Origin of the sequence: Neisseria sp. P0008.S010 (assembly GCF_051962715.1) — a bacterium.
In the GTDB taxonomy this organism is placed as follows: domain Bacteria; phylum Pseudomonadota; class Gammaproteobacteria; order Burkholderiales; family Neisseriaceae; genus Neisseria; species Neisseria elongata.
Map to the genome: position 1 here is coordinate 34,339 of NZ_JBQCVA010000007.1, position 21,872 is coordinate 56,210.

A 21,872-nucleotide genomic window follows, 5' to 3' on the forward strand; every position below is an offset into this window, starting at 1 on the left:
CCTGAACGCGCTTAGCTGAACTTCATTTTGCCACCCTGGGTAAACAGGTAAGTTGCCAAAGCGATGCCCGCGCCCGCACTGACAATCCACAGACAGGTACCCAGCACGTCAGGCCATTCTTTTTTCTGCATAAAACCCAGTGCGCATTGCCAAAGCAGGGCGATGGTGGCGACAATGCCGACGATCGTGTAAATCGTATCGCGGACTTTTTCCAGAGGTCCGGTGGCTTCGGAAAACCCGCCCGCCGCCATTGCCGCCTGTGCCCCGAAGGCCAATACGAACATCAGCAGGAAGCGTGCGGCGCGGTCGGCTGCCGCTTTGCGTTTTCCCGTATCGTGCAGCACAGCGGCTGCGTTGTTTTGGTTCATGTTTTTCAACTCCATAGTCGGTTAATAAAAAAACGCCCTTAAAGGGCGCGGTTGCGCTTTCAGACGGCCTGAAAGCATTCCGCCGCCCGTCGTTTGCGGCAGGCGGCCGGATTCGGATAAAAGCTGTGTACAGTCTAAAAATCGCCGAAAGCATCCCACGCTTCGCGTTTGCGGACAGGGGCTGTTTCGGCAGCCGTCTGTTCGGAGACGGTTGCGGTATAGGCCGCAGGCAGAACATTGCCGGAAGGTTGCGCGGCTTGTTTCTGTCCGACAGGCTGATGCCGGACGGCTTTCTCTTGCTTGCCGGCTGCAACCGGCATCACCGCCGGATTCACCGCCGGCACGCTGTAAGCGAGCGTCTGTCCGGCATGGTTCTGCCGCGCGGCATTGAGGATTTTGACCACATACGGCGGCTGCCCCTTGAAATCGGCACGGAAACCGGTACGGAAATTGCCGCTGTAATAGCAGGAAAAGGCTTTTTGCAGATCAGTCTGTCCTCTGCCTCCCGTACGCTTGAAGCAGTCGGACAGGATTGCCGCACCTGTACGCACATTGGTGCAGGGGTCGAACACCGTGCGGTAGTCCAGCCCGTAGCTTTTCAGGTTGTAACGGTTTACCTGCATCAGCCCCATACTGAAATTCCTACCCTGCGCGTGCAGCATTTTGGCCGCTTCAACCGCTTCGGCCATGCTGCGCGGCTGGCGGGGCAGCGCACCTTTCACCACGCCGATGGCATAGGGGTTGAACTGGCTTTCGACACGGGCAACGGCCTGCAGGGTATCGGGATGGACGTCTTTGCCACACTGCTGTGCCAGTTGGGAAAACAAAACCCGCTGCGAAACGGCAGCGGGTTGGGTCTTTGCGGTAGCGAGTGCCGGTATGGCGGCCAGTGCGGCCATCAATACAACTTTTACAAACATTGCTTCAATTCCTTAAATTATGCTTCTGCAAAAAAGAAAAACGTAAAAATCCGCATGGATGTTTACGTTTTTTGTTCTTTACAGGCTTGTGTCTGATTTGTGCCTGAATGTGGCTGATTCAGACTCTGTTAGGCTGCAAATGATGGATTTGTGCAGGCATCACTTTCAGCATTATCAAATAGTTATAATTTAAATAAAATAAGATGTTAGACTTAAAATCCGTCGTCCCTAATACGGACGTACCGGTTCGATTCCGGTCCCGGGCACCACTAACAAGCTGTCATCATTCAGTATCCCCTTCCCTTTACCACTTCTAAATTTCTAGCTGACTGCTTACGGCATATCTTAATTTAAGCCGCCAAATCATTTGATTATCGGTTTCCGTCCTTATCCCGATTGCCACTTTCAGACGGCCTCAAAAAGCAGGCAACAGATTTTCCACCTATCCCAAAACAAACAACTCCCGCCCATACTGTTTCAACCACAGCTTGGCTGCCTGCGTGTGCGGCGTATGCCGATTGACCAAACTCCAAAAATCGCGGCTGTGGTTCGGATGCGGAAGATGGCAAAGCTCATGCACGCAAACATAGTCCACCACAAAATCAGGCGCGCCGACCAGCCGCCAGTTGAGGCGTATCCCTGCGGTACGGCGGCAAATGCCCCAGAAAGTTTTGGCATTCGACAAAGCCACTGCCGCAGGTTGGAATTCCAAACGGCCCGCATGGCCAACCAGGCGCGGCAGCAATGTCTCGGCAGCACGCCGCCGCCACTCTTTCCGCAACAACTCCTTCTGCTCCTCCACTCCGGCTTCCGCCACACTGACACGCGAAGGCAGCAACAATACGCCCTCATGCCCGCCCGACACCAAATCCAACTGCTCCCCATGCAGCCAAAGTTTAGACGGCAGGCTTTCTTCAACCGGCAATACGGCCGCGCGCGACAACACCGACAACAGTAAATCTTCCCGCTCCGACAGCCACGCCGACAACTGCCTCCGCCCCAACCAAGGCGGTATCGTTGCACTGACCGCACCTGCCGCCATCGGACGCAGAATGATATTTTTCCTTGCGTTGCGCTTGATGCGGACGGTAATCCGACGCCCGTCAGATAAAGAATGAACAATGGTATCCATATTAACCTGAAAACAAGAAAGGCCGTCTGAAAAAACGGAAAATCCGTTTTCAGACGGCCTCTGATTAAACTTACTCTTCTTCTGCGTCGGTTTCTTCCGCACCTTTTTCCGCGAAATGACCCAAGAGCCAAATCAGCGCGCCGCCGCCCGTAATCCCGGCCTTAATCCACATAGCCGTGTCTTCACCCCATGTATAAATCCATGCCAATACTTTAGGCACGGCATTCATATAGTTCAAACCAAACGCTAAAAGACCCAGAATAAACAGCGTGCTGCCAAAACTTTTCATCAATCTTCCTTTCAGTGGGAATCAAGGTTGTGAGATAAAATGTAAAGAATGGTTATTATAACAGCACGAGGTTTGCCCGAAAATCATCATTCCCGTTAAAAAGCCGTCTGAAATCGGGTGATGTTTTCAGACGGCCTCTTTTATTTGATTAGATTTTAGACGAAGAAAAAGCCAAGCTTTAAAAACTTGGCTTTTTCTAAATTTGGCTCCCCGACCTGGGCTCGAACCAGGGACCTGCGGATTAACAGTCCGTCGCTCTACCGACTGAGCTATCGGGGAAGAGACACGCATTCTATTCCGAACCCGAAACTTTGTCAACGGATTTTATCCGAACACAGACCATCCCGATTTTCATGATTGTTTATTATGAATATTTTGTTTATTGCAATTTAGAAAGGCCGTCTGAAAATTGATGGTTTCAGACGGCCTTCAGACGCAACGGGCAATTTGAGACAACTTATTCTTCTTCAGGGATTTTACTGATTTTCACCCGTTCGATGCGCTGGCCTGCTTTTTCCAATACTTCGAAACGCCAGCCGTGGAAATCGACGCTTTCGCCGATTTCGGGCAGGTTTTCCAGTTCTTCCATAATCAGGCCGGCTACGGTGTGGAAGGCGGCATCTTCTTCCTGCGGCGGTAGGTTGAGCTGGGGGGCGAGTTCGACATATTCGAGCGCACCGTCTACGGTGAAGCTGTCGGCTTGGCCGTCAGCCTGCAAAACAGGTTCTTCGGCGCGTTCGAACTCTTCCGGAAATTCGCCGGCGATGGTTTCAAGTAGGTCTTTCATGGTAACCATGCCGAGCACGGCGCCGAACTCATCTACAACCAACGAGTAATCCGCGCTTTGTTGGCGAAACAGTTCGATGGCATTCAAGGCGGTGGTGCTGTCGGGCAATATCAACGGCTGGCGCAAGGCCGTCTGAATATTGAGTTCGCCATCGGCAAGCAGTTGGTTAAGCAAGTCTTTTTTGTTGATATAGCCCAACGGTTCGTCCACGCCGGCCTTGCCGACGACGAGCAGGCGGGAGTAAGGCGTGCTTTGCAACTGGCGGCGTTGTTCTTCTTTGCTTTGCGAAATGTCGAGCCGTTCGATGTCGCGGCGGGGAATCATCACGCCGAGTATCGGGCGTTCGGCCAAGGTCAGAACGCTGCGTATCATGGATTTTTCGTTTTCTTCGAAATGTTCGCTGTTTTCCGCTTCTTCGCCCGCGTTGGCCAGAATGCTTTCGCGTATGCCCATCATGCCGAGGACGTTTTCTGCGGTGCGTTGCCGCCAAGAGCTGCCGATGTAGTCTTTTTTCTTGGTGTTCTTCATCGATACCTGGTTGAAAATTTCAATCAGGATGGAGAAACCGATGGCGGCGTAGAGATAGCCTTTGGGGATTTGGAAGTGGAAGGCTTCCGCAATCAGGCTGAAGCCTATCATGAGCAGGAATCCCAAACAGAGCATGACGACGGTGGGATGGCGGTCCACAAAATCGGTCAGGGCCTTGCTGGCCCATATCATCACGGTCATGGCGACGACGACGGCCGCCATGGCGACGACGATGTGTTCAACCATGGCCACGGCGGTAATGACGGAATCGATGGAGAAAACGGCATCGAGAATCAGTATTTGGGCAACAACGCTCCAAAAAGGGGCATGCTTTTTCTGCGTATCCGCTACGGCGAAGTGATTGGCCCCTTCGAGGCGTTCGTGCAGCTCGGTGGTGGCTTTATAGAGCAGAAAGAGTCCGCCTGCGAGCATAATCAGGTCTTTGCCTGAAACGCTGAGGCTGCCGAGGTGGAGGAAGGGCTTGGTCAGCGTCATGATGTGTGCCATGAAGCCGAGCATGATGATGCGGATTAAGACGGCAAGCGAGAGGCCGGTCAGTCGGGCGCGATCGCGGGATTTGGGTTTGACTTTGTTGGCAAGGATTGCCACGAAAACCAGATTGTCTATGCCGAGCACCACTTCCAAGAGTAATAAAGTGGCAAAACCGATCCAGGTTTGCGGTTCGGCCAACCAGCTGAAGTCCATTGCGTCGTTAATCCTTTCGGGTAGGGTAAGGCCGTCTGAAAAAACGGAAGGGGTCTTCCATGTTTGTTTTGTGTGCGACGGCCGGAATTCGAAAGGCGGCAGTTTAAGCAGCTTGGTCAGGGAATGCAAGCAACACGGCGGATTGGCACGCTTTCGCCACAAGGCGGCCCGATGCGGCAACATTGTAGCGGAGCAGGCCTATCCACCGATAAGCCTGTTTGTTCGCTACGAACCCGCGCTTTTCGGATGAGGCAAAGTTGCGTTGACAGCGACGGTTTTCAGACGGCCTTTTACCTTATCCGACTAAACGGCGGCAACGGTAAAGCGTTCAAACAAATGCGCTTTGTTTTCTGCGTCGTCAGCGATGGCGACTGCCAAATCCGCCACGCTGATGCCTGCCGGAATTTCACCGTCCATCAGCAAATCGTCTTTGCCCAAGCGGTATTTGCCGGTTTTGTCTTCGCCGAACCCGCCGTCCGCGCCCAGTCGTGCCGGAGGGGAAACGAAAGACCAGTTCACATCGCGGCGCGGCAGGAGTGCCGTCAAGAGGTGGCGTGCGGCATTGGCGCCGTCGTAAATGGCTTTGGGGAAGTCGGGCGTATCGACAACTTGCAGATCAGGCGCGGCATACAGGCTGCCCGCGCCGCCGACGATTAAGAGATACGGTACTTGCGCCGCTTTTGCCGCTTCGACGATGCTGTTTGCGCCGCGTGTGAAATCTGCGCCGATATTGGGATTGGTCCAGCCGGGATTGAACGCGCTGACCACGGCGTCAAAGCCTGCCAGCTTGTCGGCAAAATCCGCCGCGTTGACATCTGCGGAGACGGCGGCGACATTTTGCGCTTGGAACACTTTATCCGTATTGCGCGCAAAAGCGGTCACTTCATGCCCACGACCTGCCAATTCTTGAACCACTGCGTTGCCGACGTAACCTGTTGCACCGATGACTGCGATTTTCATGTTTGACTCCTTGTTGAGGTGTGATTGATTAGATAAACGCATTTTAAGGCCGTCTGAAACGCTTGATAATCCCCGTTTTACTGTTATTATTGTGAAGCTAAACTAAACAATCGAAATAGAAGGCCGTCTGAAAGCGTTTGGACTTCGTTAAAACCAAACTTTCAGACGGCCTCATCATGGAAGAATGCAAGACATCAAACCCCTGCTCGTTTTCGCCACCGTCCTCGAACACGGCAGCATGAACGCCGCCGCTGCAGCGCTGGGCATGACCCCGTCTGCCGTCAGCCAACATATCGGGCGGCTGGAACGTCAATACGGTGTAAAACTGCTTAACCGTAGCACACGGAGGATGGCCCCCACCGAGGCGGGGCGCGCGCTGGCCGCTTCCTGCACCCGCCTGCTGGCCTGTGCGGACGATGCGTTTGCCATGCTGGAAAATGTCAAAACCGAAATCGGCGGCGAAATCAAAATCGCCCTGCCCTCCGGCATCGCCGCCCATCCCGCACTGCATAACAGCCTGCGGCGTTTGAAGGCGGAACATCCCGCCATCAGGCCGCTGCTTGTATTCGGCGATTCGCTGCTGGATTTGCAGCGCGATACGGTGGACATCGCCCTGCGCGGCGGAGAACATGCTTTGGACGACGAAAATCTGGTCGCCCGTTTCCTTACCCGCCAACAATGGCGGATTTGCGGGTCTCCCGCCTATTTGGCGGCACACACTGTTGAAAAGCCGCAGGATTTGGCCGCGCTGGACTGGCTGTATTACGCACCGGCCAACCTGCCCATGCATCGCGGCACAGATTTTTTCACACTGCATATCGGGCAGGACCTGCATTGCAGCCAGCTGAGCGCATTGACCGAACTGGTCAAAGCAGGATTGGGCGTGGCAATTTTCCTCGATGGCGACGTCGCAGCCGACTTGGCCTCAGGCCGTCTGAAAGCCGTACTGCCAGACTGGCGGCTGCCCGAAATAGACGTATATGCGGTAACTCCCTATCGCGTACAATCGGCAACGACGGAGACGGTTTTGCGGATTCTGTTGGAAGAATTCGGCAGATTTGAGGCTGTTTGACTCCAATTTGAAGCGCAGTCCATCCAACTTCACAACATTCATTTTACAAATCTGAAAGACAGCGGGTTTGACAATAAATCACGTTCATTTTTCAGCATATCTTGCATAAAAGCCGACACACATAAAAAAACAACCGCACTTTTCCAAGCGCGGTTGTTTTTTCCAAAGAAGAATGGATTATTCTACGCCAACCATAACGGAAGTGGCTTTAATGATTGCATAAGCTTCTTTGCCTACAGCCAAATCCAATTCTTTAACGGACTCAATGGAGATGGTTGAAGAAATCACATTACCACCGCCGATGTCGAGGTGAATAATGGCGTTTACAGAACCGGTTTCGATTGAAACGACTTTACCTTTCAATTGATTTCTTGCGCTGATTTTCATACATATTTCTTTATAATAATTTTAAAACAGGGGAAAAGAGGCGGCATTCTACATAAACCAATTCAAAAAAACACTCATACTTAATAAGTAGGATGAACTTCCTTCTTAAAATCCAACTACAATATTCTCTTTTAAAATCTATACCTTGCTTAACGGCCGAATAATCGGGGCGATGCGGATAGAATCATTGCCGCCGCAAAATTACAATGTCCCTTATACTGCTTTTGTATCAAATCTATTGTACAAAAGCCCTCTACTCACTATATACAGTAACAGTTTCCAGACAAAGAGAGGCCGCCTGAAAACGGATTATCGATTTTCAGACGGCCTCACCATACAAAAACCGCACCATCTTGCCAATCAATTATTCGCAATACGGTGCGGCTGCTTTCGAAACCGGATTATTTCAATTTGGTTTCTTTATAGATAACGTGTTTGCGGGCAACCGGATCAAATTTTTTGATTTCCAGTTTGCCGGGCATAGTGCGTTTGTTTTTGGTAGTGGTGTAGAAATGACCAGTACCCGCACTCGATTCCAGTTTGATTTTATCGCGCATTGCAGTAATTCCTTAAATCGGCTGTTTCAAATCAGACTTCGCCGCGTGCACGCAAATCGGCCAAAACGACATCGATGCCCAATTTGTCGATGGTGCGCAATGCGGCATTGGATACGCGCAGGCGAACCCAGCGGTTTTCACTCTCAACCCAAAAACGGCGTGTTTGCAAGTTAGGCAAAAAACGACGTTTGGTTTTATTATTGGCGTGCGACACGTTATTGCCACTCATCGGGCGTTTTCCGGTCACTTTACAAACTCGTGCCATGGTTTAACTCCAAACTTCTGAAAAAGTAAAACGCGGTTTATACCACAAACCCGCCTTCCCTATCAAGCAGGCTTTTGTTCTGCTTATCCGTTTTTCCATCATGCCGCCGAATCTGTGGCTTTTTACCCAATGCCTTTCCGGTTTCCGCTTATTGTCCTTGTTTCGCCGGCAGGCCGTGTAATGCGCAGCCCCGTTCGGACACAGACAAATATCCGCCCTCTCTCCCGTGCCAGTCGGGCAGAACATAGCGGCTGATGGTCCGGCCGCCGACAGTGTGGCTGTGGACGGCGGGGCGGTGGGTGTGGCCGTGGATGAGGATTTCCGTTTGCGGGTATTGCTTTAAGGCCGTCTGAACGCCGTATTCGGCAACGTCGGAAATCGGGCTCAGGCCAATTTCACGTTTGCGCCGTTTGCTAGCGGCGCGCATATCGGCGGCGATTTTGCGCCGCCATTTTTGCGGCAGGGCAAGCAGGATTTTTTTCAGCCACGGCAGGCGGATGATGCGGCGGAAACGTTGGTAGGCGGTATCATCGGTACACATTTCGTCTCCGTGGGAAATGAGGTAATGCCTGCCATACAGATTCAGCGTCCGGACTTCGGGCAGCAGGGTCATGCCTGCGGCGGCGGCATACTGCGCGCCAAGCAGGAAGTCGCGGTTGCCGCAGATGAAGTAAACGGGCGCATGGGCGGAAAAATCGCGCAGGGCTTCGGCAATCTGCACGGCGGCATGGTCGGGCATGTCGTCCCCCAGCCAGACTTCGAACAGGTCGCCGAGGATATACAAGGCATCCACTTTGCCCTGCCAGTCTTTCAAGGCCTGTAAAAACAAGCGGTTCAGGTCGGGCGTGTCGTCGGAGAGGTGTAGGTCGGCGATAAAGACGGTTTGGCGCATGATGGGGAAGATTTGTGTGTTTGGGCGGATTATAACCGCGTCGGCGGACGGCATGTGATGGCGGCAACGGTATGAGGCCGTCTGAAAACGGGGGGGGCAAAGCTTGGCAGGCAAATGCGGTTCAGGAAAGCGCGGGCGGCATTCTCACAGCAGGAAGTCGCGTTCGCAATGTGCCGACAGCCATTCGTTCAATTGGCGGCGGTCGATTTTTCCCGCTTCGCTAATCGGCAGTTCGCGGGTGATGCCGATGCGTTGCGGCATTTGGTAGCGCGCCAGCCGTCCGGCCAGCCATAGGCGCAATGCTGCCACGTCGAGTCCTTTTTCCGCTTCGGCAAACAGTGCCAGTGCCTGCCCGTATTCGGCGTGTTCGATAACCAACACGGCCGCCTGCCTGACTTTCGGATGCTGTTCGGTCATGCGGCAGACATCTTGCGGATAGACGTTTTCCCCGCCGCAAACGGCCATATCATCCGCACGCCCTTGCAGGAAGATGTCGCCGTCGGCATCGGCTTTCGCCAGGTCGCCGGTGCAGACATCGTGGTTGCGGCTTTGCGCCGACCAGCCCGTTTTCAACCACAGGCTGCCGGTTTCGCCGATGCCGCAGAGGCTGCCGTCGGTGCGTCGGATTTCGACGGTAACGCCGGGAAACGGCCGGCCGATGCTGTCGGGTTTGGCCGCCAGTTGTTCCGGCGCGGCCATCAGGGCGAAGCCTGTCTCCGTTGTGCCGAACAGGTTGTACAGCACGTTTCCCCATTGCCCGAGTGTGCGGCGTGCGGCTTCGGCCGAAAGCATCGCGCTGCCGGTCAGGACGGTTTTTAGACGGCCTTTTTGCGGCATGGCATCCAGCAGCCGATAAAGCATGGTCGGCACGAGTACGGCTATTTCCGCCTGTTCGCGCGTTATCAGTTCGGCGGCACCGCAGGCGTCAAAACGTTCGGTCAGCAGCATGGTGCGGCGCAGGGCAAGGCTGAAATACAGCGCGGCGATGCCGTAGCCGTGATAGAACGGCGGGGCGATGTAAACATTTTGCCTTTGGTGGAGCCGCAGCGTTTTCAGCAACACCAGCATCGGCAGGACGCTGATGCGCGCGCTGGTTTTCCGTCGGACGATGCGGCTGTTGCCGCCCGTACCGCCCGTCAGCACCAGCATTTCTCCTGCGGTGCGCCGAGGAAGCGGCTTCGGCGTTTCGATGCGTTGCGCGGCGGCGGCCAGTTCGCCGAACGATACGGCATCAAACGGCAGGCCGCCGACCTTGGCGGACAGGCCGTCGTCGGTCAGCAGCAGTCCGGGATCGTATTGCCGAAGCAGCGTGTGCAGCTGTTCGGTGCTCATGTCGGCATTGAACAGGAGTACGGGCATTCCGCCCGCCGACAGCGCACTCAAGACGGCAACGGATTCGGACGTGTTGCGGCAGAGGACGGCCGTTTTCCGCCGTTGCCGCCAAGCGGGGTATTCGGACAATACGGAGGCGTAGCGGCGGCTGTCGAGATACAGGGTTTGCCAGTCCGTACGGCTGTCGTTGCCGCAGACGGCCGTCTGAAAAGGATGCAGCCGGGCGGCCTGATAAAGCAGGGCTTGGAGGTTGAAGCCGTGCCGTAGCATACCGAAGGCGAGCGCGCTCAGGTTGCGCGGATGCAGAAATCCTGCCTGATAAAGCAGCTTGAGGCCGTCTGAAAAAGGTTTGAAGGGTGCGGACACTGCGGTCGCCTTTTAATGTGAAAACGGGAATATAACGGTATCGCCGAAAAACCGCCATGTTTGGGGGTTACGGCTTTGCGGCGGTTCGGCGTATACAGGCAAAAGGCCGTCTGAAAACGGCAATACGGTTTTCAGACGGCCTTCCCCTGCCGTTTGGCCGGACGGATCAGTCGAAGAGATCGCCCACTTTGTCCCAGAAGGATTTTTTGCGTGGCGTTTGACTGCGTTCCATGCCGGTGGAGATTTTTTCAAATTCTTCCAACAGCTCTTTCTGGCGGTCGGTCAGATTGACCGGCGTTTCCACCAGGACGTGGCAGTATAAATCGCCGGTCGCGCTGGAGCGCAGCGATTTGATGCCTTTGCCTTTCACGCGCATGCGGCGGCCGGTTTGCGTTTCTTTCGGGATGTTCAGTTTCACCTTCCCGTCCAAAGTCGGCACTTCCACTTCGCCGCCCAATGCCGCGACGGTAAAGCTGATCGGCAGTTCGCAATGCAGGTCGAGGCCGTTGCGCTCGAAAATTTTGTGCGCCTTCACATGCACGGAGATATACAAATCGCCCGCCGGCGCACCGTTGCGGCCGGGTTCACCCTCGCCGCTCAGACGGATGCGCTGGCCGTCGTCGATACCGGCCGGAATATCCACTTCCACCGTTTTGCCGGCCTTCACCCTGCCCTCGCCACGGCATTTCAGGCACGGGTCTTTAATTTCCTTGCCCGAGCCGTGGCAGGCGGGACAGGTTTGCTGCATTTGGAAAATCGCCTGGCGGATGTGTACCGTACCCGAACCCCGGCAGGTGGAACAGGTGGTGGCGGAGGTGCCGGGCTTGGCGCCGCTGCCGTGGCACACGTCGCATTCTTCGTAAGTCGGGATGGTCAGGCGTTTCTTCACGCCCTTGGCGGCTTCCTCAAGGCTGATTTCCACCGAATACTGCAAATCGGCACCTTGGTAATTCTGCTGCCGCGCACCGCCCCCGCCGCCGAACATCTGGCTGAAAATATCGCTGAAATCGAAACCCTGCGCGCCGCCGAAACCGCCGAAGCCGCCCGCGCCCGCACCTGCGCCCTGTTCGAACGCGGCATGGCCGTATTGGTCGTACATCGCCCGTTTTTGTTTGTCGGACAGGGTGTCGTAGGCCTTCTGAACCTCTTTAAATTTTTCCTCGGCTTCCTTATTGCCCTGATTGCGGTCGGGATGGTATTTCATGGCCAGCTTGCGGTAGGCTTTTTTGATTTCGTCCTCACTCGCAGTTCTGGATACGCCCAATGTGGTGTAAAAATCTTGATCGCTCATGGTAGTGTTCTTGTCTGAATAAATAAACGAATGCCGCGCCAAATAGGGGCGGCCGTCTGAAAATTAAAGAGGCCGTCTGAAAATTATTGCCGCTCAAACAAGTGCGGCGGATTATTTTCAGACGGCCTTAATATATCTGTCTAACGCGGAGGTTTGTCTTCCGGCAATAGTTTTTCAGACGGCCTTCCGTTGCCGTCCACCGTACTGTATTCGCCCTCGATGACATCATCGTCGTCACGGCTGCGGCCGCCGCGCATGCCGGAAGAATAGGCCGTAAACGACATATGCTCCTGCGCCATCTCCGCCGCCCGTCCGCCCTTAAACGGCAGCATCAGCAAAACGGCCGCCGCCGTGGACACAAAGCCCGGACTGAGCAGCAAAAGCCCGGCCACGGCATAGCGCACCGGCCACAGCATCTGATAGGCCGACACCTTCCCGCCGCCGCGTGCCGCCGAAGCCGCAAGCAGGACGCCCGACAAACCCATGCGGCGCAGCATAAACACACCGGCCATCGCGCTGAGCACCATCAGCACGAAAGTCATGCCGCCGCCTATCCTCCCGACCATCCAAAAGACGGACATCACCTCCAACACGCCAAAGCCCAACAAACCGAAACCGAAATAACGCATAACCGTATCCTTTCCTCATGCAACCGTAACCGCAATCCATCCTGCGCGAGACGGGCAAAATACAGCCTGCCGCCCGCAATTTCAACGCGGCGCGGCACCCGTTCTGGGGTAAAAAAAAGTAAAACCGCACCGCACGGCCCGAGCGGCCCGAACGGCGCGCATCCCGCCGCCGTCGGCAAAAGCGCGTTTTCCCCGCCCCGCCCGTCAGGCCGTCTGAAAACGCCGCACCGCCCGCACCGTGCTTTCCCGATTCACGACACCCGCCGCTTTTGCTATCCTTACCCCATGAAAACATTATTTACCCCGCTCAAAACCCTCTCCTGCGCCGCCGCCGTCTCCCTGCTGGTCGCCTGCGCCTCTTCCAACCCCTCCGGCACGCCCGACGGCTACTACCGCGTCCAAAGCGGCGACACCCTGAACCGCATCGCCATGCGTTTCAACCAAACACCCGCCGTCCTGGCCAAATGGAACAACCTGTCCGACCCGTCGAAAATCTCCGTCGGCCAACTGCTGCGCGTGCGCCAAAACGCCGGCGGCAAAGGCGGCGCGGGTACCGCAGGCGAACAGACCGTTCCGCACAAACGGCTGCAATTCAACCTGCCGTCCGACAACGCCGTCCTGACACGCTACGACGGCCGCAACAAAGGCATCGATTTCGACGGCAAACCGGGCGACCCGGTGAAAGCCGCGGCCGACGGAAAAATCATGTATGCCGGCAACGGCGTGCGCGGCTACGGCAACCTAATCCTCATCAGCCACAACCCCGGCACGCTGACCGCCTACGCCCACAACGACAAACTGCTGGTCAAAAAAGGCCAGACCGTGCGGGCGGGCGACACCATCGCCACCATGGGCAGCAGCGATGCCGACCGCGTCAAACTCCACTTCGAAGTGCGGATTAACGGCAAAGCGGTCAATCCCGAACCACTGCTGCCCGCCCTGCCGCCGACCGCACCGTCCGTTTCGGCCGCACCTGCTCCGGCAACACCTGCTCCGGCAACGCCCGCCGTTGAAACCGCTCCGGCTGCCGCCGAAACAGTTTCCGACTAATCATACAAGGCCGTCTGAAAATTTCAGACGGCCTTGCCGCACCTTAATGTGCTGCCGTATATGCCGTCTGCGTCAAATCGGCTAAAATAACGCTTTACCTGAAAGGAAAACGAAATGCGCTACTTCGCCCTCTTTACCGTCATGGCCGTATTGACCGGCTGCTCTTGGGAAACCTACAAAAACAGCCAAGGCCAAACTACCCTGCGCCAAAAATACCCGACCGGCACCGCCGTCAGCTACGAAGACGGCACTTACTCCCGTAACATGCGCAACAACCAATACCGCCCCGAACAGCATGCCATCCTGCCTGCCCGCTCCGCCGAAGAGCAAGAAGTGCGCGGCACGCATTGGGAAAAAATCCAGCCCAAATAAGCAGAAGGCCGTCTGAAAACGCAAGGCACGCGCCAAACGCTTTTTCAGACGGCCTTTTTCCATTTTAAAAACCGCCCTCCCCGCCGAAAGAAAATCATGTCCGCCACACCCCTCAACATCGTCATCCTCGCCGCCGGCAAAGGCACGCGCATGTATTCCAAAATGCCCAAAGTGCTGCACCGCATCGGCGGCAAGCCCATGGTCGAACGCGTTATCGACACCGCCGCCGCACTCCATCCGCAAAACATCTGCGTCGTCATCGGACACGGCAAAGACCAAGTTTTGGACACCGTCAAACGCGACGTCGTCTGGGTCGAACAAACCGAACAGCTCGGCACCGGCCACGCCGTCAAAACCGCCCTGCCGCACCTTGCCGCCGAAGGCCGCACGCTGGTGCTGTACGGCGACGTTCCCCTGATTGACACCGCCACCCTCGAAACCCTGCTCGAAGCCGCAGGCAGCGAAGTCGGCCTGTTGACCGACGTTCCCGCCGACCCGACAGGCTTGGGCCGCATCATCCGCGACAGCCAAGGCAGCGTAACCGCCATCGTCGAAGAAAAAGACGCCGACGCCGCCCAAAAAGCCGTCCGCGAAATCAACACAGGTATCCTCGTCCTGCCCAACGCCAAACTCGAAAACTGGCTGAACAGCCTCTCCAGCAACAACGCCCAAGGCGAATACTACCTGACCGACCTCATCGCCAAAGCCGTTGCCGACGGCATCAAAGTCCATCCCGTCCAAGTGCGCGCCTCCCACCTCGCCGCCGGCGTGAACAACAAACTCCAGCTCGCCGAACTCGAACGCATCTTCCAAACCGAACAGTCGCAAGCCTTGCTCAAAGCAGGCGTTACCCTGCGCGACCCCGCCCGCTTCGACTTAAGGGGTCGTCTGAAACACGGACAAGACGTCGTGATTGACGTCAACGTCGTCCTCGAAGGCGACATCGAAATCGGCGACAACGTCGAAATCGGCGCAAACTGCGTCATCAAAAACGCCAAAATCGGCGCAAACAGCAAAATCGCCCCCTTCTCCCACCTCGAAGACTGCGAAGTCGGACAAAACAACCAAATCGGCCCCTACGCCCGCCTGCGTCCGCAAGCCCGCCTTTCAGACGACGTACACGTCGGCAACTTCGTCGAAATCAAAAACGCCGCCATCGGCAAAGGCACCAAAGCCAACCACCTCACCTACATCGGCGACGCCGAAGTCGGCAGCAAAACCAACTTCGGCGCAGGTACGATTATTGCCAACTACGACGGCGTGAACAAACACAAAACCGTCATCGGCGATGAAGTCCGCATCGGCTCCAACTGCGTCTTAGTCGCCCCCGTCAAACTCGGCAACAAAGTTACGACCGGCGCAGGCAGCACGATTACCAAAAACGTCGAAGACAACAAACTCGCCCTCGCCCGCGCCCGCCAAACCGTGATCGAAGGCTGGGTACGTCCGGAAAAAGGCGATAAGAAATAAGGTTCGGTCGATTCCACCCGTTTTTCAGACGGCCTTTCCATCAAGAGGCCGTCTGAAACCCAAATCCGCGCCGTTCGGATGATGTAAAACGGCTTTTTACCGCTGCCACTCCCGGGAGCCGGAACGGCAGTTATTTCGTTAATCTTTTGATACTAAGGAACTTAATATGTGCGGTATCGTCGGCGCTATCCGCGCCAATCACAATGTAGTCGATTTTCTGACCGACGGTCTCAAACGCCTTGAATATCGGGGCTACGACTCGTCGGGTATCGCCGTGAATATGGACGGCAAAATCAAACGCGTGCGCCGTGTCGGCCGCGTGCAGCTGATGGAGGACGCCGCGCGCGAAAAAGGCGTGTTCGGCCATATCGGCATCGGCCATACCCGTTGGGCAACCCACGGCGGTGTAACCGAGCCTAACGCCCACCCTCATATTTCCGGCGGCATGATTGCCGTCGTCCACAACGGCATCATCGAAAACTTTGAAGCCGAACGCGAACGCCTCAAAGCCTTGGGTTACACCTTCGAATCGCAAACCGACACCGAAGTCATCGCCCACAGCGTCAATCACGAATACACCCAAAACGGCGGTAAACTGTTTGAAGCCGTCCGCGCAGCCACCGCCCGTTTCCACGGCGCGTATGCCATCGCCGTGATGGCACAGGACAAACCTGAAGAAATGGTCGTTGCGCGCATGGGCTGCCCGCTGCTGGTGGCATTGGGCGACCAAGAAACCTTCATCGCCTCAGACGTATCCGCCGTCATCGCCTTTACCCGCCGCATCGCCTATTTGGAAGACGGCGACATTGCCCTTCTAAGCGCAAACGGCATCGACAAACTCATTGACAAAACCGGTGCTGAAACCCAACGCACCGTCAAAGTATCCGAACTGTCGCTCGCTTCGCTGGAATTGGGTCCATACAGCCACTTCATGCAGAAAGAAATCCACGAACAGCCGCGCGCCATCGCCGATACCGCCGAAGTTTTCCTTGACGGCGGCTTCGAACCTGAAAACTTCGGCGCAAACGCACGCGAAGTGTTCGACGGCATCCGCAGCATCAAAATCCTTGCCTGCGGCACGTCCTACTACGCCGCGCTGACCGCCAAATACTGGCTCGAATCCATCGCCAAAATGCCGACCGACGTCGAAATCGCCAGCGAATACCGTTACCGCGACGTGATTGCCGATCCGAAACAACTGATCATCACCATCTCCCAATCCGGCGAAACATTGGACACGATGGAAGCCCTGAAATACGCGAAATCCTTAGGGCACAAACACAGTCTTTCCGTCTGCAACGTCATGGAATCCGCCCTGCCGCGCGAAAGCGAATTGGTACTGTACACTCGCGCCGGCGCAGAAATCGGCGTCGCCTCCACCAAAGCGTTTACCACGCAACTGGTCGTCCTCTTCGGCTTGGCGGTTACCTTGGGCAAACAGCGCGGCTTAATATCCGAAGAACAAGCGCACGCCTATGTCGAAGAATTGCGCCAACTGCCCGGCAGTGTGCAACACGCCCTCAACCTCGAGCCGCAGATTGCCGCCTGGTCGCAGAAATTCGCCAAGAAAAACAGCGCACTCTTCCTCGGACGCGGCATCCATTTCCCGATTGCCCTCGAAGGCGCGTTGAAACTGAAAGAAATCACCTATATCCATGCCGAAGCCTACCCCGCAGGTGAGTTGAAACACGGCCCGCTGGCATTGGTGGACGAAAACATGCCCGTTGTCGTCATCGCCCCCAACGACAGTCTCTTGGACAAAGTCAAAGCCAATATGCAGGAAGTCGGCGCACGCGGCGGCGAACTCTTCGTTTTCGCCGACCTGGACAGCAATTTCAACGCTACCGACGCTGTGCACGTCATCCGCGCCCCGCGCCATGTCGGCGTACTCTCGCCAATCGTGCATACCATCCCCGTGCAGCTCCTCTCCTACCACACCGCCCTCGCACGTGGTACAGATGTGGACAAACCGCGTAACCTAGCGAAATCGGTTACGGTCGAATAAAGGCCGTCTGAAAAAACCGGTGCTTTAACAACAAAAAGGCCGTCTGAAACTTTTCAGACGGCCTCAATCCATTTCGGCCTGCGTTTCAAAACTTCCCGATAAACCTTGCAGTCTTCGGTGTGCGCGCCGGGCAGGTAGCCGGTGCTCATCAGAAATTCGCCGACGATTTCGCCGCCCATGAATTTGAAGTGTTTTTTAAACAGCGCCACCCATTCTTCTTTGGTGCGCGGATGGTGCATATCGAGCCAGTTTTTGAACGAACCGCATTCCTGCCGTATCCGCCGGATTTGTTGCGCGTTGTAAATGGCGGCGTTGATTTTCAAACGGTTGCGGACGATGCCTGCGTCGGCAAGCAGCCGTTCGCGGTCGGCATCGCCGAAAGCGGCGACGGTATCGATGTCGAAGCCTTTATAGGCCGTCTGAAACGCCTGCCGCTTCTTCAAAATCAAGGTCCAGCTCAGGCCCGCCTGATTGATTTCCAACACCAGCCGCTCAAATAGTCCGTTGTCGTCTTCAATCGGGAAACCGTATTGTTCCGCATGATACTGTTTGTTCGGATTGTCGCTGTCTTCGGGCAGGTTGTTGGCAAAGTCGCAGTAATTCATGGTTTTTGTCGGTCCATGTATTCAAACGCGGTCTGCGGAAAATGTTGCCGCAGGTAGCGTTGCAGGTATTCGGCAGTTTCCTGTTCAATCAGCGGGTCTGCCGGCGGGAAGCGGTTGTATATCAGCATTTCGACGGCTATCCCCTGCTGCCGGCAGGCCGACAGGCTCAACAGGGTATGATTGATGCTGCCGAGCCTGCCCGATGTAACCAGCACGGCGGGATAAGCTTGGGCGCGGATGAAATCGAGCGTGGTCAGAGTGTCGTCCAGCGGCACGGCCAGCCCGCCCGCACCTTCGAGCAGGACGTAATCGTAACGTTCGGCAAGTGTGGCGGTGGCGCGGTTGATAACGGCGGGGTCGATACGCGCTCCCGCCATGCGCGCGGCCAGATGGGGCGAGCAGGGATAGCCGAACAGGTAGGGGCAGGTGGTGCCGTCGGTGTCTTCCGGCAGCAGCGGCAGGTTTTGCAGGCGACGGTGGACAAGGATGTCGTCGGAGATGCCCGTGCAGCCGGTTTGTACGATTTTCTGGGTGATGACGGAAAAGCCCTGCCGCATCAGCTTGGCCGCCAACCAGCCGGTGGCGACGGTTTTGCCGATGTCTGTATCGATGCCGCCGACAAACAGGATTTTGCCCTGCTTGCGGGTTTGGAGGCCGTCTGAAAACAGTTTATCCGCCATATTCTTCCCTCAATGCGGCAATGAGGCCGTCTGAAAGCCGCGCCAACTCATGCGGCTGCATGATAAACGGCGGCATGGTGTACACCAGCCTGCCGAAGGGGCGCAGCCACACGCCGCGTTCGACGAATTTGGGCTGGAGGCGGCGCAGGTTTACGGGTTCCTGCATTTCGACCACGCCGATGGCGCCCAGCACGCGCACCTCTTTCACCGCCGCAATGTCGCTCGCAGGCGCAAGGGTTTCGCGCAGTTGCGCCTCAATCCGCGCCACATTTTCACGCCAGCCGCCCTCCAGCAGCAGCCTGATCGATTCGTCGGCCACGGCGCAGGCCAGCGGGTTGGCCATAAACGTCGGCCCGTGCATAAAGCAGCCCGCCGCGCCGTTGCTGACGGTGTCGGCGATATTTTTGTGCGTTACCGCGGCGGAAAGCGTGAGGTAGCCGCCGGTCAGGGCTTTGCCCAGACACATAATGTCGGGCACGACGTCTGCGTGTTCGCAGGCAAACAACCTGCCCGTGCGCCCGAAACCGGTGGCGATTTCGTCGAAAATCAACAGCACGCCGTGTTCGCGGCACAAAGCCTGCGCCCGCTTCAGATATTCGGGCGCGTAAAAATACATTCCGCCCGCCCCCTGCACGACAGGCTCCACAATCAGCGCGGCGATTTCTCCGCCGTGTTTGTCCAGCAAATCCGCCAACGGCGCAATCGCCTCATCACGCCACGGCTCGCCGAATTTCACCGGAGGCTGCGGCAGGAAAAACTGCACCGGCAGACGTTCGGCAAACAGGCTGTGCATTCCGGTAACGGGGTCGCACACCGACATCGCGTGCCAAGTGTCGCCGTGATAGCCCGCCCGCAGCGCGGCAAACTTGCTGCGCTGCGGCGCGCCCAGCGCGTGCTGGTACTGCACCGCCATCTTCATCGCCACTTCCACCGCCACCGAACCGCTGTCGGCGTAAAACACCGTGTCCAAACCCGATGGCAGGATGCCCAGCAACGTCTGCGTCAGCTTTGCCGCCGCATCGTGGGTGAAACCGCCGAACATGACATGGCTCATCTTTTCAAGCTGGAGGACGGCGGCACGGTTCAGGCGCGGATGGTTGTAGCCGTGCACCGCCGCCCACCACGACGACATGCCGTCAAGCAGCCGCCTGCCGTCTTTCAGGGTAATCGTTACCCCGTCGGCCCGCTCGACCGGATAAACCGGCGCGGGATCGGCGGTGGAGGAATACGGATGCCAGATATGGCTGCGGTCGAGTTCGGTCAGAGTGTGTATGTCCATGTGTGATTTCTCCTTTCTCCCCGCCCGTTCAAACAAGAGGCCGTCTGAAAATGCCGCAGGGGTTTTCAGACGGCCTCCCGGTACGACAAAGGCGGCATGGCGGTTTCAACCGATGTTTTTATGGTCTTTCAAAATTTTTTCGTACACCGCGTCGGGCACATAACGGCGGATGATGTCGCGCCAACCCTCCGGCCCGACCAGCCCTTTCACCAAAGTGGACGATACTTCGGCAAATTCGCGCGGCGGAATCAGCAGCACAGTGGATACGTCCGGCTGCAAATCGGAATTGATGTAGCGGATGGTGCGTTCGTATTCGTAGTCCGACGCGCTGCGGATGCCGCGCACGATGTAGCCTGCCTTGACGCTGTGGGCATAATCGACCAGGAAACGGTTTTCAAAGGAATCGATGCGGACATTGGGGAAGGATGCGGTGATGTCTTCCAGCATCCGGCGGCGTTCGGCCACAGTGTAGGTGGATTTTTTGTCGGGATTGCTGCCGATGGCGACAATCAACTCGTCAAACAGGGCTTGCGCCTCGCGTATCATCCATAAATGGCCGTTGGTGGGCGGATCGAAACTGCCGGCATAAACGGCGCGGCGCAGGGGATGTGGGGACATGGTTGGTTTGATGCTTCGGCATGTAAAGCGGCAGAATAACGGGATTGTGAAGAAATGTCAAAAAGGCCGCCTGAAACAATACGGCGGTAAAATATAGCGGATTAAATTTAAATCAGGACAAGGCGACGAAGCCGCAGACAGTACAGATAGTACGGCAAGGCAACGCCGTACTGGTTTAAAGTTAATCCACTATATAGCGGAAAAAGCCCGAAATCATGACAATCAGGCTGCGGTTTCAGACGGCCTGTATCCTCGCGGCTTTTCAACGAAAGCGATTTGAAGCCCATGACCCCGTTATCCCAAGGCATCCTGCTCTGCCTGTTTTCCCAACTCTTATTCGGCGTACTCTACCTGTTCAGCCATTGGATGAAACCCTTGGGCGGCACGGACGTGTTCGCCCTGCGGATGCTGACCATGGCGGCGGGGATATGGCTGATGACGCTGTATTCCGTCGGCCTACCCGCGCTTGGGCGTTTTGCCCGCGAACGGCTGGGTACCCGGCGCGACAGGCTGCTGTTTGCAATCGGCACCGCCAATATCGGCAGCCAGTTTTGGCTGTTTATGTGGGCGCCGGTGAACGGCGAAGGGGTGAATGTGGCCACGGGCTATTTCCTGTTCCCGCTGGTGATGATGCTGGCGGGAATGCTGTGGCTGAAAGAGCGGCCGAACCGCCTCCAGCTGGCCGCGCTGATATTGGCGGCGGCCGGCGTGGCGCACGAAATCTGGACCGTGCGTTCTTTTTCGTGGACGACGCTGTGGGTGTGCGGCATGTATCCCGTTTATTATTTAGGCCGCCGCAAAATGAATGTTCCCGCCCTCCAGGGGCTGACGCTGGATTTGACCCTGATTCTGCCCTTTGCCGCCGCATACCTGCTGTGGCGGTACGAATCGTTGGCGGTGGTGTGGCAGGAGCCGCGCTATTGGCTGCTGCTGCCGCTGCTGGGACTGTTCAGCGCACTGGCCATGTCGGCCAATTTGAAATCGGGGCAGCTGCTGCCGGTCAGCCTGTTCGGCATGTTGAGCTATGCCGAACCCGCACTGCTGTTTTTGGCGGCAGTATTCGTACTGCACACGCCGGTGGCCGATTCGGCCTACATCACTTACGGCCTGATTTGGGCCGGCCTGCTGTTGTTGTGCCTAAACGGCTGGTTGGCTTTCAGACGGCCTAAAGAGGCCGTCTGAAAATCAGATCAACTTCGACGCCATCCATAATAACCTATGAAAAACAACCAAACCCCATAATATTTGGCAACCCTAAAATTGCGAGGTCATTTTATGCATCATCCGTATAAACCTGTTTTTCTACTTGAAAC

Annotated in this window: 23 protein-coding genes, 1 tRNA gene and 1 pseudogene; 7 read left to right on the plus strand and 18 right to left on the minus strand. The window is 56.3% G+C overall.

Annotation, left to right across the window (positions count from 1 at the left end):
* Positions 1 to 11 precede the first annotated feature (11 nt).
* The 7 genes from ACTHSL_RS03420 to ACTHSL_RS03450 form a co-directional block, all read right to left on the minus strand.
* On the minus strand, positions 12 to 368 hold the full coding sequence (locus ACTHSL_RS03420; RefSeq protein ID WP_440380345.1) for a TrbC/VirB2 family protein: 357 nt from the start codon (positions 366 to 368) through the stop codon (positions 12 to 14).
* 134 nt (positions 369 to 502) lie between these two features.
* The gene (locus ACTHSL_RS03425; protein WP_314934273.1) at positions 503 to 1,288 is read right to left on the minus strand and encodes a lytic transglycosylase domain-containing protein; all 786 of its coding nucleotides are present in this window, start codon (positions 1,286 to 1,288) and stop codon (positions 503 to 505) included.
* 442 nt (positions 1,289 to 1,730) lie between these two features.
* On the minus strand, positions 1,731 to 2,420 hold the full coding sequence (locus ACTHSL_RS03430; protein WP_440380346.1) for a M48 family metallopeptidase: 690 nt from the start codon (positions 2,418 to 2,420) through the stop codon (positions 1,731 to 1,733).
* Between the two features lie 70 nt (positions 2,421 to 2,490).
* Positions 2,491 to 2,709 carry a hypothetical protein gene (locus ACTHSL_RS03435; RefSeq protein WP_003769904.1) on the minus strand — a complete coding sequence of 73 codons (219 nt, stop codon included), beginning with the start codon at positions 2,707 to 2,709 and terminating at the stop codon, positions 2,491 to 2,493.
* Positions 2,710 to 2,912: 203 nt separating this feature from the next.
* Positions 2,913 to 2,988 (minus strand) — tRNA-Asn (locus ACTHSL_RS03440).
* A 178-nt stretch (positions 2,989 to 3,166) separates the two neighbouring features.
* Positions 3,167 to 4,729: a TerC family protein gene (locus ACTHSL_RS03445; RefSeq protein WP_283114626.1), complete on the minus strand. Its 1,563-nt coding sequence runs from the start codon at positions 4,727 to 4,729 to the stop codon at positions 3,167 to 3,169.
* 303 nt (positions 4,730 to 5,032) lie between these two features.
* The gene (locus tag ACTHSL_RS03450) at positions 5,033 to 5,689 is read right to left on the minus strand and encodes an NAD(P)-dependent oxidoreductase (protein ID WP_440380347.1); all 657 of its coding nucleotides are present in this window, start codon (positions 5,687 to 5,689) and stop codon (positions 5,033 to 5,035) included.
* A gap of 184 nt (positions 5,690 to 5,873) precedes the next feature.
* Here ACTHSL_RS03450 and ACTHSL_RS03455 point away from each other — a divergent pair, with 184 nt between their 5' ends.
* The gene (locus tag ACTHSL_RS03455) at positions 5,874 to 6,761 is read left to right on the plus strand and encodes a LysR family transcriptional regulator (RefSeq protein ID WP_440380348.1); all 888 of its coding nucleotides are present in this window, start codon (positions 5,874 to 5,876) and stop codon (positions 6,759 to 6,761) included.
* 177 nt (positions 6,762 to 6,938) lie between these two features.
* Here ACTHSL_RS03455 and ACTHSL_RS03460 read toward each other — a convergent pair whose 3' ends face one another.
* The 7 genes from ACTHSL_RS03460 to ACTHSL_RS03490 all read right to left on the minus strand — a co-directional run bounded on the left by ACTHSL_RS03460 (position 6,939) and on the right by ACTHSL_RS03490 (position 12,480).
* Positions 6,939 to 7,148: a TOBE domain-containing protein gene (locus ACTHSL_RS03460; protein ID WP_003769892.1), complete on the minus strand. Its 210-nt coding sequence runs from the start codon at positions 7,146 to 7,148 to the stop codon at positions 6,939 to 6,941.
* 401 nt (positions 7,149 to 7,549) lie between these two features.
* Positions 7,550 to 7,705, minus strand: coding sequence for a 50S ribosomal protein L33 (gene rpmG / locus ACTHSL_RS03465; protein ID WP_003684373.1), 156 nt, complete (start codon positions 7,703 to 7,705; stop codon positions 7,550 to 7,552).
* A 31-nt stretch (positions 7,706 to 7,736) separates the two neighbouring features.
* On the minus strand, positions 7,737 to 7,970 hold the full coding sequence (gene rpmB, locus ACTHSL_RS03470) for a 50S ribosomal protein L28 (protein WP_440380349.1): 234 nt from the start codon (positions 7,968 to 7,970) through the stop codon (positions 7,737 to 7,739).
* Positions 7,971 to 8,118: 148 nt separating this feature from the next.
* A complete protein-coding gene (locus tag ACTHSL_RS03475; protein WP_440380364.1) occupies positions 8,119 to 8,862 on the minus strand; it encodes a UDP-2,3-diacylglucosamine diphosphatase in 744 nt (247 codons plus the stop codon).
* A gap of 144 nt (positions 8,863 to 9,006) precedes the next feature.
* Positions 9,007 to 10,560, minus strand: coding sequence for a class I adenylate-forming enzyme family protein (locus ACTHSL_RS03480; RefSeq protein WP_440380350.1), 1,554 nt, complete (start codon positions 10,558 to 10,560; stop codon positions 9,007 to 9,009).
* 166 nt (positions 10,561 to 10,726) lie between these two features.
* Positions 10,727 to 11,851 (minus strand): molecular chaperone DnaJ, encoded by a 1,125-nt coding sequence (gene dnaJ, locus ACTHSL_RS03485; protein ID WP_440380351.1) that lies wholly within the window; start codon positions 11,849 to 11,851, stop codon positions 10,727 to 10,729.
* A gap of 140 nt (positions 11,852 to 11,991) precedes the next feature.
* Positions 11,992 to 12,480, minus strand: coding sequence for an FxsA family protein (locus ACTHSL_RS03490; RefSeq protein WP_440380352.1), 489 nt, complete (start codon positions 12,478 to 12,480; stop codon positions 11,992 to 11,994).
* A gap of 285 nt (positions 12,481 to 12,765) precedes the next feature.
* On the opposite strand from ACTHSL_RS03490, the gene ACTHSL_RS03495 reads away from it, so the two are divergent.
* The 4 genes from ACTHSL_RS03495 to glmS all read left to right on the plus strand — a co-directional run bounded on the left by ACTHSL_RS03495 (position 12,766) and on the right by glmS (position 17,377).
* Entirely contained in the window at positions 12,766 to 13,530 is a 765-nt protein-coding gene (locus tag ACTHSL_RS03495; RefSeq protein ID WP_440380353.1) for a peptidoglycan DD-metalloendopeptidase family protein, read from the plus strand.
* Between the two features lie 114 nt (positions 13,531 to 13,644).
* A complete protein-coding gene (locus ACTHSL_RS03500; RefSeq protein ID WP_049248746.1) occupies positions 13,645 to 13,902 on the plus strand; it encodes a hypothetical protein in 258 nt (85 codons plus the stop codon).
* Positions 13,903 to 13,998: 96 nt separating this feature from the next.
* Complete coding sequence (glmU, locus tag ACTHSL_RS03505) at positions 13,999 to 15,372, plus strand: bifunctional UDP-N-acetylglucosamine diphosphorylase/glucosamine-1-phosphate N-acetyltransferase GlmU (RefSeq protein WP_440380354.1); 1,374 nt, start codon at positions 13,999 to 14,001, stop codon at positions 15,370 to 15,372.
* A gap of 166 nt (positions 15,373 to 15,538) precedes the next feature.
* Positions 15,539 to 17,377 (plus strand): glutamine--fructose-6-phosphate transaminase (isomerizing), encoded by a 1,839-nt coding sequence (gene glmS, locus ACTHSL_RS03510; RefSeq protein ID WP_440380355.1) that lies wholly within the window; start codon positions 15,539 to 15,541, stop codon positions 17,375 to 17,377.
* 53 nt (positions 17,378 to 17,430) lie between these two features.
* Here glmS and ACTHSL_RS03515 read toward each other — a convergent pair whose 3' ends face one another.
* From ACTHSL_RS03515 to coaD, 4 genes are all read right to left on the minus strand, one after another.
* On the minus strand, positions 17,431 to 17,982 hold the full coding sequence (locus ACTHSL_RS03515) for a DNA-3-methyladenine glycosylase I (RefSeq protein WP_107885051.1): 552 nt from the start codon (positions 17,980 to 17,982) through the stop codon (positions 17,431 to 17,433).
* On the minus strand, positions 17,979 to 18,662 hold the full coding sequence (bioD, locus tag ACTHSL_RS03520; RefSeq protein WP_440380356.1) for a dethiobiotin synthase: 684 nt from the start codon (positions 18,660 to 18,662) through the stop codon (positions 17,979 to 17,981). Before bioD ends, ACTHSL_RS03515 begins: the two co-directional genes overlap by 4 nt.
* A complete protein-coding gene (gene bioA / locus ACTHSL_RS03525) occupies positions 18,652 to 19,941 on the minus strand; it encodes an adenosylmethionine--8-amino-7-oxononanoate transaminase (protein WP_440380357.1) in 1,290 nt (429 codons plus the stop codon). Before bioA ends, bioD begins: the two co-directional genes overlap by 11 nt.
* A 105-nt stretch (positions 19,942 to 20,046) precedes the next feature.
* A complete protein-coding gene (gene coaD / locus ACTHSL_RS03530; RefSeq protein ID WP_440380358.1) occupies positions 20,047 to 20,559 on the minus strand; it encodes a pantetheine-phosphate adenylyltransferase in 513 nt (170 codons plus the stop codon).
* A gap of 89 nt (positions 20,560 to 20,648) precedes the next feature.
* Between coaD and ACTHSL_RS03535 the strand changes: the two are divergent.
* Positions 20,649 to 20,754 (plus strand): annotated as a pseudogene (locus ACTHSL_RS03535) (IS5/IS1182 family transposase); the annotation flags it as partial.
* Positions 20,755 to 20,844: 90 nt separating this feature from the next.
* Positions 20,845 to 21,741, plus strand: coding sequence for an EamA family transporter RarD (gene rarD / locus ACTHSL_RS03540; protein WP_440380359.1), 897 nt, complete (start codon positions 20,845 to 20,847; stop codon positions 21,739 to 21,741).
* Positions 21,742 to 21,872 lie beyond the last annotated feature (131 nt).